Below are 13,851 nucleotides of genomic sequence, written 5' to 3' on the forward strand. Positions count from 1 at the left end.
GCCCGCGCCGCGGTGCGCGCCGCGTGGGACGCGTTCCCCGCCTGGTCGAACACCGGTCCCGGCGAACGGCGCGCGCTGTTGATGAAGGCCGCCGACCGGCTCGAAGCGAAGATCGAGGCGTTTCAGGCGGCCATGGCGGCGGAAACGGGAGCGTCCGGTCTGTGGGCCGGCTTCAACGTGCATCTGGCGGCGCAGGGGCTGCGCGAAGCCGCCGCCATGACGACGCAGATCGCCGGCGAGATCATCCCCTCGGATGTGCCGGGCAGCCTCGCGATGGGCGTGCGTCAGGCCGCCGGCGTAGTGCTGGGCATCGCGCCGTGGAACGCGCCGGTGATTCTTGGCGTGCGCTCGCTCGCGCTGCCGCTCGCCTGCGGCAACACCGTCGTCTTCAAGGGCTCGGAGCTGTGCCCGGCCACGCACGGCCTGATTGCCGATGCGCTCGACGAAGCCGGTCTGCCGCCGGGCGTCGTGAACTTCATTACGAATGCACCGAAAGACGCGGGCGCCATCGTCGAAGCGCTGATCGCCGCGCCTGCGGTGCGTCGCGTGAACTTCACCGGCTCGACGCGCGTCGGCCGCATCATCGCCACGCTGTGCGCCGAGCATCTCAAGCCGGCGGTGCTGGAGCTGGGCGGCAAGGCGCCGTGTCTTGTGCTCGACGATGCCGATCTCGACGCGGCCGTCAACGGTGTCGCGTTCGGCGCGTTCGCCAACTCCGGCCAGATCTGCATGTCGACGGAGCGCATCGTGGTGGCGGAATCGATTGCCGACGCCTTCGTCGACAAGCTCGCCGCCAAGGCGCGCGCACTGCCGCTGGGCGATCCGCGCGACGGCCCGGTCGTACTGGGCTCGGTGATCGACATGGCGACCGTCGCGCGCTGCAATGCGTTGATCGACGATGCGCTTGCCAAGGGCGCAACGCTGCTGTGCGGCGGCCGTGCCGACACCACGCTCATGCCTGCGACGTTGCTCGATCACGTCACGCCGGACATGCAGATCTACCGCGAAGAGTCGTTCGGTCCGGTCAAGGGCATTGTGCGCGTGAAGGACGACGAAGCCGCCATCGCCTGCGCCAACGACAACGCCTATGGCCTGTCGTGCGCCGTGTTCAGTCGCGACATCGCCCGCGCGATGGGCGTGGCCAAGCGCATCGAATCGGGCATCTGCCACATCAATGGCCCCACAGTGCACGACGAAGCGCAGATGCCGTTCGGCGGCGTGAAGTCGAGCGGCTGGGGACGTTTCGGCGGCAAAGCCGGCATTCACGAATTTACCGATCTGCGCTGGATGACGGTGCAGACCACCCCGCGTCATTACCCGTTCTGAGCGACGTCCAGTCGCCAGCGCACCGATGATGTCATGCAGGACCACCATACCGCCGCAGCCGGGACACCGGAACAGACGGCCGGAGGAGACAACCGTGTCACAACCGTTTGAGACTGCGCCGGCGACTGCCGGCGCCACGTCCGGCCACACCCAGGCCGGCGACGCGCACCACCCTGAAGCGAACACCGCTGGCGCGACGGCGAATTTCGGCCGCGTAGTGGCGGCTAGTTGCTTCGGTACCGCCATCGAGTGGTATGACTTTTTCGTCTACGGCTTTCTCGCGCCCATCGTGTTCGATCGGCTGTTCTTCCCGCAGCTCGACGCGATGACCGGCATGATCGCCGTATTCGCCACGTTCGCCGTAGGCTTCCTCGCGCGGCCGATCGGCGGCATTGTATTCGGACACTTCGGCGACCGCATCGGTCGCAAGTCGATCCTGCTGTTCACGCTGATTCTGATGGGCGTGGCCACCACGATGATCGGTCTGTTGCCGACCTACGACCAGGTCGGCATGTGGGCGCCGATCATGCTCGTGACGCTGCGCTTCGTGCAGGGATTTGCGCTCGGTGGCGAGTCGGTCGGCGGGTTGCTGATGACCGTCGAGGCGGCCCCCGCGCACTTACGCGGCCTGTTCGGCGGACTGATCCAGGCCGCCGGGCCGACGTCGATCGTTGGCGCGTCGCTCGCTATCGTGCTGATTACCCGCCTGCCCGAAAAGGATCTGCTCGCGTGGGGCTGGCGCGTGCCGTTTCTCGTGAGCCTGCTGCTCGTGGCGCTGGGCACCTACGTGCGCCTGAAAGTCGAGGAGTCGCCGAGCTTCAAGGCGGCGGAGCAGCATCGCGACATCGCGAAAGTGCCGGTCGTGGAAGTGCTCACGCATTACTGGCGGCCGACGCTCGTCACGTTCTTCATCTGCCTGGCCGAGACGAGCTTCTTTTACCTGGTCGCGATTTTCTCGCTGTCGTATGGCACCAAGACGCTCGGCTTGCCGCGCAACATGATGGCTGACGGCGTGTTGTACGCGAACCTGCTCGCCATGCTGACGATCCCGACGTTCGGCATGCTCTCCGACAAGCTGGGCCGCCGTCCGATGTTCCTGTTGGGGCTGGCTGCCACGGCGATCTTCATCTATCCGTTCTTCCTGATGATGGGCAGCAAGGAGACGGCGCTGGTCGTGCTCGCCATCGTGATCGGCGCGGGCCTGATTCACCCGATGATGTTCGGTCCCGAAGGCAGCTTCTTCTCGGAACTGTTCGATACGCGCGTACGCTTCTCGGGCGTGTCGCTCGGCAAGCAGATCGGTACCGTGCTGGGGGGCGGACTCGCACCGATGATCGCGGCGAGTCTGCTTGCCTGGAGCCATGGCCACATCTGGCCGGTCATCGTCTACTTCCTCGTGCTCGCCGCGATGGCGCTGATCTCGACGTTCCTCGTCCGGGAGACGAAGGCCCGGGTGCTGTGAGGCCCACGACATAGAGACGTCGATGGCGTTCGCGACGCGGTCAGGTCATCAAGAAAAGTCAGCCCCGCTCGCGATGCGAAGCGGGGCGATTTCCTTCGGTGAGGACAAGGATGCGTTACAGATCGAGCACCAGCATGGGCGACCGGCTGCGCGAGCAGCACGGCAGGATCTGGTCGTTGGCGGCGCGCTCGTCGTCGGTCAGGTAGACATCGCGATGCTCCGGGGTGCCGTCGATCACCCGCGTGAGGCACGTGCCGCACACGCCTTGCTCGCACGACATCTGCACTTCCACGCCGTGCGCGGCGAGCGCCGCGACAATGGTCTCGCCCGCCTTCACGTCGATCACGCGACCGCTCGAATGCAGCTTGACCTGGAATGCCTTGTCGCCCGCCGTGTCCGACGGCACCGGTGCGGCGAAGTACTCGCGATGCACATTGCCTTCCGGCCACTGCGCCGCTTCTGCGCGTGCCAGCACGGCGTCGATGAATCCTGCCGGGCCGCAGACATACAGGTGCTTGCCGACGGACGGTTGCGCAAGAATCGCGTCGAGATCGGCGCGCTCGCCTTCGCTGTCGAAGTACAGGTGCGTCTTCGCCGCGAGATCGTCGCGCGCGAAACGATCGCGAAACGCCGTGCGCGCCGGTTCACGCGTGCCGTAATGCACTTCGAACGACGCGCCGCGGGCGCACAACGCTTCGGCCATGCACAGAATCGGCGTCACGCCGATCCCTCCGGCAAGCAGGATGCTGTGCGTGGCGTGTTCCACCAACGGGAAGTGATTGCGCGGCGCGCTGATCTCCACCGTCGTGCCGGGCGTGAGCGCATGCATGGCGGTCGAACCGCCGCGCGACGCCGGGTCGCGCAGTACACCCACGCAATAGCGATGGGTCTCACCGGGCGCATTGCACAACGAGTACTGCCGCACGAGCCCGTCGGCGACATGCACGTCGATGTGCGCACCCGCGGTGAAGGCCGGCAAGGGCGTGCCGTCGACACTCACCCATTCGAATTCGCAGATGTCGGTGGCGACATCGCGCTTGCTCGCGAGCCGGACCTTCATGCCGCGTTCTCCGCGTTCCCCAGGCTGCCCACGATCCCCTTTGAGGCCCGTTCGGCCTCGATCAGCCGATCGAGCACCTTGCGCGACTGCACGCCGCCGGCGTCGATGTTGAGCTTCAGGATCTTCTTCTCCGGATACGCCGAGAGGTTGCGTTGCTGGGCTTCGAGCACTTCCTGGTCCTCGGCGAAGATACCGCCCTGGCCGCGCTTGATCGCGGCGGTCAGCTCGGCATCTTCGGGCTTGAAGTTACGCGCCATGCCCCAGAAGTACCAGATCGATTCGTCGGTCTCGGGCGTGATGAAGTCGACCACGATGCTGCCGGCCTTCTTGTCGGCCGGGGCGTCGTAACCGCCATGACCCGCGTGCGCCACACCCACTTCGATCATCACGTGACTCGGCGGCGTGAAGCGGCACACCTGCCAGCGGTCGCACGGCACCTGGTCGTCCAGGCCGTTCGCGCGCAGTGCGCTCGCCCAGAACGGCGGGGCCTTGATGTTCTCCATATGACGCGCCGTGATCACGCTATCCCCCTCGACCGTCGTCTTCGGCGGGGCTTCCTCGATCTCGTCCTGACCGATGCTCGTCGCGTGCACGTAGGTCTCGTGCGTCAGATCCATCAGGTTGTCGATCATCAGTCGATAGTCGCACTTGATGTGATACAGGCCACCGCCGTAGGCCCACTGATCGCTCACCGCCCATTCCAGGTGAGGAATCTCGTCGGGATTTGCGAGCGCGGCGTCGCCCGGCCAGACCCACACGAAGCCGTAACGCTCCACGCACGGATACGCGCGCGTTTTCGGGAAGCCGCCGACGCGCTGGCCGACCATCTTCGTGCACTTGCCGCCGCCGTCGACCGTCAGGCCGTGATAGCCGCACACGAGGTGGCCGTCCTTGACGAAGCCCAGCGACAGCGCCGCGCCGCGATGCGGACAGAAGTCTTCCAGGGCCGCGACGTTGCCGTTGGCTTCACGGAAAAACACCATCGCTTCGTTGCAGACCTTGCGGCCCAATGGCTTGTCGGCGAACTCGTCCGGCGTGCATGCGACGTACCAGGTATTTTTCAGAAACATGTTCGTTTGTCTCCTTGGCGCGCCGTCGACGGGCGCGCTCTCGTGTCGATAGAGGATGGTCGGGATGAAGTCGAGGGACGCGTGTCAGAGCAACTGCGCGCCCATGCTGTGTTCCTGGGTGACGATGTGCTCGCGGCACATGAACTCGGCACGATCGGGCTGACGGGCGGCAATCGCCTCGACAATCGCGTGATGCTGGCGATGCGCGTACGCGATGATGTCGGCGTACTGGCGTCGGTCCTTGTGTCCGAAGGCCACCGTACGCGGCGCGACGAAAGGCACCAGATTGCAGCGCGCGACGAAGCCTTCGAGCAGCGGATTCTGCGCGCCGACGACGAGCAGGTCATGAAAGCGCGCGTTGAGCGACGCGTAACCGATCTGTACTTCGGCTGTCATCGTATGGTCGGCGAGCAGGGCGTCGCCTTCGGCCAACAGGTCGCGCAACTGCTTGAGCAGCTCGGCGCTTGCGCCCTTTTCGGCCAGCAGACGCGCGGCATAACCTTCGAGCGCGCCACGCAGATGCAGCGCCTCGACACTTTCCTCACGCGTATGCGCTCGCACCGCGTAGCCGCGCTGACCGGCACGCACGACCAGCCCTTCCTCGGCAAGCACCGGCAATGCCTGCCGCACCGGCATGCGCGAGACACCGAGTTGCTCCGCGAGCTTGGCTTCGGCCAGACGCTCGCCCGGCGCAAGTTCACCCTTGAGAATCATCTCGCGCAACTGAACCGTGGTGGGCGTGGGATGCAGCATGCGTCTCCTTTCGATGGCGGGAATTCGTGCCGGTCATTCTGGAGGCTTCCAGACCCGGCTTTTTTATTATGGGATCCCATAATAAGACATTGCATCAGTAAATACCCTGCTTTATGTGCATATGGGATCCCGTATAGACTCGCCGCAGCATAACGGTGGGAGATCGCATGGCATCGCCCACGCATGACAAGACAAAGGACGGAGACTTCACGTGGCAAAGATCATTGGGGGGATCGGTACGTCGCATGTGCCGACCATCGGCGTGGCGTACGACAAGGGCAAGCAGCAGGATCCCGCGTGGGCGCCGCTGTTCCAGGGCTACGAGCCCGTGGCGAAGTGGCTGGCGGAGAAGCAGGCCGATGTGCTGGTGTTCTTCTACAACGATCACGCGACCACGTTTTTCTTCGACATGTATCCGACGTTCGCGCTCGGCGTGGGCGACTCGTTCCCGATCGCCGACGAAGGGGCCGGGCTGCGTCCGTTGCCGCCGATTCGGGGCGACGTCGCGCTGCAGGCACACATTGCCGAGTCGCTCGTGAACGACGAATTCGACATCACCGTATTTCAGGACAAGCCCATCGATCACGGCTGCGCGTCGCCGCTGCCGCTGCTGTGGCCGCACAAGCCGGACTGGCCGGGTACGGTCGTGCCGATCGCCATCAACGTTTTGCAATACCCATTGCCGACGGGGCGCCGCTGCTATCGCCTCGGTCAGGCCGTGCGCCGCGCCATCGAGTCGTATCCGGAAGATCTGCGCGTGGTGGTGGTGGGCACGGGCGGTCTCTCGCACCAGATCCACGGCGAGCGCGCGGGCTACAACGACGAAGCGTGGGATCGCGAATTCCTGTCGTTGCTCGAACATCAGCCCGAGACGCTGACCGAACTCAGGCATGTGGATTACGTCGAGCGCGGCGGTGCCGAGAGCGTGGAGCAAATCATGTGGCTGTCGATGCGCGGTGCGCTGGGCCCGCGCATCAAGCGTCTGCATCTGAACTACTACCTGGCGACGACGACGGCCATGACCGTCGCGCTCTACGAGGAGGACGCCGCATGAACCCGCAGCTCGAAGGCATCGAGGCGATCACCGGCACGTACGCGTTCGACTTGCGCGTGAGCCATCGCACGCTCAAGCTCAATCGCTTCTTCTGGCACATGATTCGCGCCGACAATCGGGAGTCGTTTCTCGGCGACCCCGTTGCTGCGATGACCGCCGCCGGTCTGACCGCCGACGAACAGGCGATGGTGCAAGCGCAGGACTGGCTTGGACTCGTGCGTCACGGCGTGAATTTCTTCGTGCTCGAAAAATTCGCTCGCGTGGTGCGCAAGACGAACCTCGAAGTCTATGCGCTCATGCGCGGCGAGACGCTCGACGAGTTCATGGCCACGCGCCGCGTGCCGACCCTGCGCTGAACCCGGCGACGCACCGCGCATGTCCATCGACACGTCGATCAGCCTGACCACGCCGTTGGCCGCCCCTCAACTCGCCTGTCACGAGCGCGGCACATGGAGCCGTGCGCCACAGAGCAACGAGGCGACGCTCCTGTGCCGAAAATTGCGCGGCCTGCGCGCGATGGTCGCCGTGCTGGAATGCGATTCGGTAGCGCGTGCGGCGCGCATGCTGCATCTCTCACAGTCGGCCGTTGCACGCTCGATCTCCGATATCGAGGCGGAGCTGGGCTTTCCGTTGTTTCACCGCAGCGCGCGCGGCCTGACGCCGAACGCGGCCGGTCAGCGCCTGGGTGTGCGCGCCACGCGCGCACTCGCGGAGTTGGCCAACGGGTATCGCGACGCGTTTGCCGCCACGGCGTCGCAGGCCGACGGCGGTGCGCGGGCCGCAAGTCGCTTCGCGGCGGTTGTCGCTCCCCAGCAACTCACCAGCTTCATCGCGGTCGCGGAGCTGGGTAGCGGGCCGCTCGCGGCGAGCCGCCTGCAATGCTCTCAACCGACCATCCAGCGCAATCTCGATCAGCTCGAAGATCTGATCGGTATCAAGCTGTTTCGACGCACGCCGCGCGGCACGCGTCTGACGGACGAGGCGCAGGCGTTGTTCGGCCCGGTCAAGCGCGCGCTGGCCGAGCTGGCGATCGCCGAAGACGAACTCGCGCCATTCGGGGGGCGTCAGCAAGGCACCGTGATCGTGGCCGCGTTGCCGCTGTCCAGTGGCTTTCTGCTGCCCAAAGCCATCGACAGTCTGCTGTACCAGTCGCCGTATCTGAATGTGACAGTGGTGGACGGCACCTACGAAGCTCTGATTCGCCAGCTGCGACAGGCCGACGTCGACATGATCGTCGGCGCCCTGCGAGCGAGCGACGTGCCGCAGGACATTCGCCAGGAAGCGCTGTTCGAGGATCACCTGTCGGTGGTCGCCCGTGCCGATCATCCCTGCCTGTCGTCGGGCCGCACGCCCACGCTCGCGGAACTGGCCGAGTACGGCTGGGTGAGCCCGCTGCCCTCCACGCCCGCGCGCCGGGTATTCGAGCGCGTGTTTCATGCGGAGGGTCTGGCATTGCCGCGTACGCAGGTGCACGCGAGCAGTTCACCGGTGGTACGCGGGTTATTGTCATCGAGCGACCGGCTTGCGTTGCTCTCGCCGGTGCAGATCACGTCGGAGTTGCGCACCGGCGAGCTGGCCGTTGTACCGGTGCCGTTGCAGCATGCACGTCGTGCGATCGGTGTCGCCACGCGGCGCGACGGCTTGCTGTCCCCGGCCGCTGAGCAATTGCTCGACGAGCTGCGCGCGCTGGCCCCGACAATGCAGCATCCGACGTAAGACGCGTGACAGGCTCGCGATACGGTTCGCGAGCGCGGCGAAATTCGCTGATTTCGCCATGGCTTGCATGTGTCGACGCGTTCTCTTCCTTCCGAGTCATTCGACTTGAAATGTGCCGTGACGCCTTCCCGCCGCGCCTTTTGCGGCGGGCGTTCCACCATGGGAACGCAAAACGTCTCGCACTGCGAAATCTCGCTCGCGAAATGCGTCCCGTCACGTAAGGGAAATCTCGGGGATATACGAAAAACGCGACGCTCGACGCGGGAGTTTCATTCGACGCGCCGCGCTCGGCTGCCTAAGCTGTTTCCCATACCTTGAAAAGGCCCGCCCCCCGGCGCGCCACATCGAAAAAGCGGAGCGGCGCTCGACGCCGACGAGGAGACGACATCATGATGAAGCGCCATCTGTGGCTTGCTGTAGCACTTGCGAGTGTTTGCCAATTCACCGCTGTCTCGGCGCATGCCGGGGAAATCAAGGTCGGCATGCTGGGGCTGTTCTCAGGCTCGGCGTCCTGGTGGGGCACGGAGTATCGTCGCGGCGTCAACCTGTGGCTCGAGCAGCACAAGAGCAAAGTGGGCGACGACACGCTCGTGATCCTTGAGCGTGACGAAGGCGGCGTCAACCCGCAACGCACGCGTCAGCTGGCGCAGGAGCTGGTGGTGCGCGATCAGGTGCAGTACCTGTTCGGCGGTTCGTTCACGCCGAACGTGCTGGCCATGGCCGATGTGGCGACGCAGACCAAGACGCCGCTCGTCATTGGCAATTCGGGCACGTCCAGTGTGACGCTCAAGTCGCCGTATTTCGTGCGTACGGGCTTCACGCAGTGGGCCGTGAGCGTGCCGCTCGTAGAGTACGCCGCCAGCAAGGGCGTGAAGAACGCGGCCATCGTGGTGGCCGACTTCGCGCCAGGCTACGACGCGATCGACGCCTACAGCGAGACGTTCAAGAAGGCGGGCGGCAAGATTGCCACCGAAGTGAAGGTGCCGCTCGGCACGACCGATTTTTCGAGTTATCTGCAACGTGTTCGCGATGCCAAGCCGGATGCCCTCTTCCTGTTCATGCCGGTGGGGCCGATGTCAGCCGGCTTCGTCAAGGCGTTCAAGGAGCGCGAACTCGACAAAGCGGGTATCCAGCTCTTCGCAACGACGGAGACGATGGAGTCCGATTTGCCGGCCATCGGCGACAGCGCAATCGGCACGATTACCGCCCTGCATTATTCGCCGTACCTGACGTCGCCGGAAAACACCTCATTCGTGAAGGCCTACAAGGCGAAGTACGGTCCGGGGGCGCTGCCGTCGATTGCCTCGGTGTCGGCCTACGACTCGATGACCGTCATCGCACAGATGATCAAGGCCACAAAGGGCAAGAAGGATGGCGACAAGGCGATCGCCGCCGTGAAGGGTTTCGCCTGGACGAGCGCCCGGGGTCCGGTGTCGATCGATCCGAAGACGCGTGAGATCGTGCAGAACGTGTATATCCGCCGGGTGGAGAACATCGACGGAAAGCTGGGCAACAAGCCCATCGAGACCTTCAAGTCGGTGGTCGAGCCGTGGCATGTGAGCCACCCCCAAGTGGCCGCCAAGTAACGCAGGCGTTGTCGCTCAGTTCGTTCGGTAATTCGTCATGACGCAATCGCTTGCCACTTTCCTGTCGTTGTCGATCGACGGTGTGGCCTACGGGATGTTGCTGTTCCTCATCTCCGTGGGTCTCACGGTCACGTTGGGCGTAATGCGCGTGGTCAATCTCGCGCACTCCGCCTTCGCCATGATCGGCGGATATTTCACCTTGTGGGCCATGCAGCGTGCCGGGCTCGATTTCTTCGCCGCGTTGCTCGTCGGTGTGGCGGGCACCATGGTGCTCGGTGCTGTGCTCGAACGCACGTTGTATCGCTGGGTCTACACGGCCAACGGTCTGGGGCAATTGCTCATGACGATCGGGCTCGCGTTCATCATCTGCGCGCTGGCCAAGCATCTCGCCGGGACCGAGCTGCAGTCGATTCCCATTCCCGAGGCACTGCGCGGCACATGGGACTTCGGTGCATTCTCCGTGTCCGTCTATCGCATCTTCGCCCTGGTCTGCAGCGCGGTCGTGGCCCTCGGCATCTGGTGGGGGCTGGAGCGCACGCCGTTCGGCGCGAAGCTGCGCGCGGCCGTGGACAACCCGCGCATGGCGCGCTGCGTTGGCATCGACGTGCCGCTCGTGTTCTCGATCACATTTGCCATCGGATGCGGGCTGTCCGGACTAGGCGGCGCGCTGTCGAGCCAGATCCTGCCGCTTGAGCCTTATTACGGTCTGAAGTATCTGGTGCTCGTGCTGATCGTGGTGGCGGCCGGTGGTCTCGGCAGTCTGCGCGGCTCGCTCTATGCAGGCCTGCTGCTCGGCCTGATCGACACGCTGGGGCGCTATTACGTGCCAGCGCTCGGCGCTTTCATGATTTACCTGGCCGTGCTGGCCATTCTGCTGATCCGCCCGCAAGGGTTGGTCGGCCGCGCCTGAGCGGAGGGTCATGATGTCTCATACGAATCCGCTGCCGTCGGCCGCAGGCACGACGCACGTTGTCCCCGCGCTGCGACGCAAACGTCTCGGCGCACTCGATGCGGTGTTGCTTCTCGCTGCCGTTGCCACTTACTTCTTCGCCGATCTGTATCTCGCGCTCGCCACGAGCGTGCTGATCATGATCATCTTTGCGCTCTCGCTTGATCTCGTGCAGGGCTATTGCGGCATCGAGACACTCGGGCACGCGGCATTCTTCGGCAGCGGTGCCTACGCGGCCGGTCTCTTCGCGCTGCACGTCTCGCCCGACCCGCTGCTCGGGCTGGTCGCGGGTGCCGCGGTAGCGGCGCTGGTGGGGCTCGTCACCGGCATCGTCGTGCTAAGGGTGAGTGGGCTCACGCAGATCATGCTCACGCTCGTGTGCGCCACGCTGCTCTATGAGGCCGGCAACGTCGCGAAGTCGATCACGATGGGCGACGACGGCCTGACCGGTTACACCATCGCGCCGGTGCTGGGCAAGTTCGAGTTCGATATCTATGGACATACGGCGTATCTCTACGCACTCGCGGTGCTGCTCGTCGTGTATTTGTTCACGCAATTCCTCGTGAACTCGCCGTTCGGTCTGACCGTGAAGGGCATTCGCGAGAACGCCACGCGTATGTCGCTGCTCGGTGTGCGCGTCGGCTTGCGGCGCCTGATGCTTTACACCCTCGCCGCCGCCCTGGCCGGCGTCGCGGGCGCGCTCTCGGCACAGGTCAATAATATCGTCGCCCTCGACACACTATCGTTCACGCTGTCGGCCAACGTGCTCGTGATGCTCGCCCTGGGCGGCACCGGACGCCTCCATGGCGCGGCCCTCGGTGCCATCGTCTTCATGGTGTTGTCCGATCGCATCGCGGCCATCGACCCGACGAACTGGCTCGCCGCCCTCGGCGTGTTGCTCATTGTCGTGGTGCGCTTCGCGCCCGACGGCCTGATCGGACTGGTGGATCGCTTTGCCGCTCGCGTCTCCCGTGCGCGGCGTCGCGACCCGCGCGCGATCGTGACGGACACCATCGGCAACACCCAGGCAACGACCACGGACAAGGAGGTGACACCGTGAGCGCTGCACTCGACATTCAGGGGCTGTCCAAGCGTTTCGGCCAGCTCGACGTCACACGCAACGTCAGCCTGTCGCTGCCCGTGGGCGCGCGACACGCGCTGATCGGCCCGAACGGCGCCGGCAAGAGCACGTTGATGAATCTGCTCACGGGCGTGCTCAAACCGAACGCGGGCGTGGTGCGCGTGGGGGGCACCGACGTGACATCGATGCCGTCGCACAAGCGCGTGAAGCTCGGTCTGGCGCGCACGTTCCAGCTCAACACGCTATTCGACACACTCACCGTGGCCGAGAACGTTGCGCTCGCCCTCTCGGCGCGCAGCGGCCTCGACGGTCGCGTCGGCAAGCCGATGGCCAGCCGTCCGGCAGTCGTAGAGGAAGCGGCGGAGCGTTTGCGCGCGCTCGGCATGCTCGATCTCGCGGGCAGGCGCATCGACGAGTTGGCCTACGGCCAACGTCGTCAGGTCGAAATCGCGCTCGGTCTGGCGCTCGATCCCAAGGTGCTGCTGCTCGACGAACCCGTGGCCGGGGTGCCGTCAGGGCAGGGCCGCAAGCTATTCGAATTGCTGGAGCGCTTGCCCGAAGACGTGGCGGTGATGGTCATCGAACACGACATGGATCTGGTCTTCCGGTTCGCGCGCCGCATCACGGTGCTGGTCGAAGGCGCGGTGCTGATGGAAGGCGAGAAGGACGACGTGCGCCGCGATCCGCGCGTGCGCGACATTTATCTGGGGCGTCGCCATCATGACTGACATCGTGCTCGAAGCCGGCGGGCTCAGCGCCGGGTACGGCGAGACCATTGTGCTCGAAGACGTGAGCCTGCGTCTGGCGTCGGGAGAAGCGCTCGCCATTCTCGGTCGCAACGGCGTGGGCAAGAGCACGCTGCTGCTCAGCCTGCTGGGACTGACCACGCGCCACGGCGGCGTGGTGCGTTATCGCCATGACGATATCTCGTCGTGGCCCGCGTACAAGCGAGCGCGCGCCGGGTTGGCGCTGGTGCCACAGGAACGCGAGATCTTCAAGTCGCTCACCGTCGAAGAAAACCTGCAGGTGTCCGCGATGGGGCCGGCCGACGGCGCCTGGACGCTTGATCGCGTGTACGACCTGTTCCCACGCCTGCACCAGCGGCGTCGCAACCTGGGCAACCAACTCTCGGGCGGCGAGCAGCAGATGCTGGCCATCGGCCGCGCGTTGATCGGCAATCCGCGCGTGCTGCTGTTCGACGAGCCATTCGAAGGGCTCGCACCGGTGATCGTCGATCAACTGGTCGATGCGTTCTGGAAGCTGCGCGCGGACGGCGGCATGGGCGTGGTGCTCGTGGAACAGCACGCGGAACTGGGATTGGAGCTGACGGACCGCGCACTGGTGCTCGACCGGGGCCGCGAGGTCTGGACGGGACGCAGCAGCGAACTGGCCGCATCGCCGGAACTGCTCGGCACGCTGGTCGGCTTGGAAAGTGCCTGAACGGGCACAGCACAACACGTATTGACGTCAAACATATGAGCACATCACAGCACACCCTCACCGGCGGATTGGCCGGCCTTGTGGTCAGCGCCCATTCGGCGGACTTCGTCTGGCGTGCGGCGGGCACGATTGCCACGCATGTCGCGCAGGGTTATCGCATGAAGGTCGTGTGCCTGTCCTTCGGCGAGCGTGGCGAGTCGGCCAAGCTCTGGCGCAAGGGCGCGGACATGACCGAGGCGAAGGTCAAGGTCGCGCGTCGCGAAGAAGCGCAGCGCGCGGCCGATATTCTCGGCGCGGAAATCGAATTCCTCGATATCGGCGACTACCCGATGCGCGTATCCGACGAAACGCTCT

13 protein-coding genes and 1 pseudogene are annotated in these 13,851 nt (G+C 65.1%); 11 read left to right on the plus strand and 3 right to left on the minus strand.

The features are described from left to right. Positions 1-1,326 (plus strand): aldehyde dehydrogenase (locus A985_RS0113745; RefSeq protein WP_017233979.1); only part of this gene is annotated, 1,326 nt, incomplete at its 5' end. Between the two features lie 94 nt (positions 1,327-1,420). Further along, positions 1,421-2,788 (plus strand): MFS transporter, encoded by a 1,368-nt coding sequence (locus A985_RS0113750; protein WP_017233980.1) that lies wholly within the window; start codon positions 1,421-1,423, stop codon positions 2,786-2,788. 115 nt (positions 2,789-2,903) lie between these two features. Here the strand turns inward: A985_RS0113750 and A985_RS0113755 are convergent, their stop codons facing one another. From A985_RS0113755 to A985_RS0113765, 3 genes are all read right to left on the minus strand, one after another. Then, entirely contained in the window at positions 2,904-3,848 is a 945-nt protein-coding gene (locus A985_RS0113755) for a PDR/VanB family oxidoreductase (protein WP_017233981.1), read from the minus strand. After that, positions 3,845-4,918, minus strand: coding sequence for an aromatic ring-hydroxylating dioxygenase subunit alpha (locus tag A985_RS0113760; protein WP_017233982.1), 1,074 nt, complete (start codon positions 4,916-4,918; stop codon positions 3,845-3,847). The genes A985_RS0113755 and A985_RS0113760 overlap by 4 nt, the downstream gene beginning before the upstream one ends. An 84-nt stretch (positions 4,919-5,002) precedes the next feature. Further along, positions 5,003-5,671: a GntR family transcriptional regulator gene (locus tag A985_RS0113765; RefSeq protein ID WP_017233983.1), complete on the minus strand. Its 669-nt coding sequence runs from the start codon at positions 5,669-5,671 to the stop codon at positions 5,003-5,005. Between the two features lie 211 nt (positions 5,672-5,882). Between A985_RS0113765 and A985_RS0113770 the strand changes: the two genes are divergently transcribed. From A985_RS0113770 to A985_RS29260, 9 genes and pseudogenes are all read left to right on the plus strand, one after another. Then, complete coding sequence (locus tag A985_RS0113770; RefSeq protein WP_017233984.1) at positions 5,883-6,725, plus strand: gallate dioxygenase; 843 nt, start codon at positions 5,883-5,885, stop codon at positions 6,723-6,725. After that, positions 6,722-7,081: a hypothetical protein gene (locus tag A985_RS0113775; RefSeq protein ID WP_017233985.1), complete on the plus strand. Its 360-nt coding sequence runs from the start codon at positions 6,722-6,724 to the stop codon at positions 7,079-7,081. Before A985_RS0113770 ends, A985_RS0113775 begins: the two co-directional genes overlap by 4 nt. A gap of 19 nt (positions 7,082-7,100) precedes the next feature. Next, on the plus strand, positions 7,101-8,441 hold the full coding sequence (locus A985_RS0113780; protein WP_017233986.1) for a LysR family transcriptional regulator: 1,341 nt from the start codon (positions 7,101-7,103) through the stop codon (positions 8,439-8,441). Positions 8,442-8,830: 389 nt separating this feature from the next. Further along, positions 8,831-10,027, plus strand: coding sequence for an ABC transporter substrate-binding protein (locus A985_RS0113785; protein ID WP_017233987.1), 1,197 nt, complete (start codon positions 8,831-8,833; stop codon positions 10,025-10,027). 37 nt (positions 10,028-10,064) lie between these two features. Continuing rightward, positions 10,065-10,937, plus strand: a complete 873-nt coding sequence (locus A985_RS0113790) for a branched-chain amino acid ABC transporter permease (protein ID WP_017233988.1) — start codon at positions 10,065-10,067, stop codon at positions 10,935-10,937. 10 nt (positions 10,938-10,947) lie between these two features. After that, on the plus strand, positions 10,948-12,036 hold the full coding sequence (locus tag A985_RS0113795) for a branched-chain amino acid ABC transporter permease (RefSeq protein WP_017233989.1): 1,089 nt from the start codon (positions 10,948-10,950) through the stop codon (positions 12,034-12,036). Further along, positions 12,033-12,785, plus strand: coding sequence for an ABC transporter ATP-binding protein (locus A985_RS0113800; RefSeq protein WP_017233990.1), 753 nt, complete (start codon positions 12,033-12,035; stop codon positions 12,783-12,785). Before A985_RS0113795 ends, A985_RS0113800 begins: the two co-directional genes overlap by 4 nt. Then, positions 12,778-13,497, plus strand: coding sequence for an ABC transporter ATP-binding protein (locus A985_RS0113805; protein ID WP_017233991.1), 720 nt, complete (start codon positions 12,778-12,780; stop codon positions 13,495-13,497). The genes A985_RS0113800 and A985_RS0113805 overlap by 8 nt, the downstream gene beginning before the upstream one ends. 80 nt (positions 13,498-13,577) lie before the next feature. Then, positions 13,578-13,851: pseudogene (locus A985_RS29260) on the plus strand (PIG-L family deacetylase); the annotation flags it as partial.

The organism is Pandoraea sp. B-6 (genome assembly GCF_000282835.1).
Taxonomy (GTDB): domain Bacteria; phylum Pseudomonadota; class Gammaproteobacteria; order Burkholderiales; family Burkholderiaceae; genus Pandoraea; species Pandoraea cepalis.

What these genes read in the sequence shown, in the direction of transcription:
- A985_RS0113755 (WP_017233981.1), bottom strand. Translation starts at nt 3,848, where the DNA reads ATGAAGGTCCGGCTCGCGAGCAAGCGCGATGTCGCCACCGACATCTGC.
- A985_RS0113760 (WP_017233982.1), bottom strand. Translation starts at nt 4,918, where the DNA reads ATGTTTCTGAAAAATACCTGGTACGTCGCATGCACGCCGGACGAGTTC.
- A985_RS0113765 (WP_017233983.1), bottom strand. Translation starts at nt 5,671, where the DNA reads ATGCTGCATCCCACGCCCACCACGGTTCAGTTGCGCGAGATGATTCTC.
- A985_RS0113775 (WP_017233985.1), top strand. Translation starts at nt 6,722, where the DNA reads ATGAACCCGCAGCTCGAAGGCATCGAGGCGATCACCGGCACGTACGCG.
- A985_RS0113780 (WP_017233986.1), top strand. Translation starts at nt 7,101, where the DNA reads ATGTCCATCGACACGTCGATCAGCCTGACCACGCCGTTGGCCGCCCCT.
- A985_RS0113785 (WP_017233987.1), top strand. Translation starts at nt 8,831, where the DNA reads ATGATGAAGCGCCATCTGTGGCTTGCTGTAGCACTTGCGAGTGTTTGC.
- A985_RS0113790 (WP_017233988.1), top strand. Translation starts at nt 10,065, where the DNA reads ATGACGCAATCGCTTGCCACTTTCCTGTCGTTGTCGATCGACGGTGTG.
- A985_RS0113795 (WP_017233989.1), top strand. Translation starts at nt 10,948, where the DNA reads ATGATGTCTCATACGAATCCGCTGCCGTCGGCCGCAGGCACGACGCAC.
- A985_RS0113805 (WP_017233991.1), top strand. Translation starts at nt 12,778, where the DNA reads ATGACTGACATCGTGCTCGAAGCCGGCGGGCTCAGCGCCGGGTACGGC.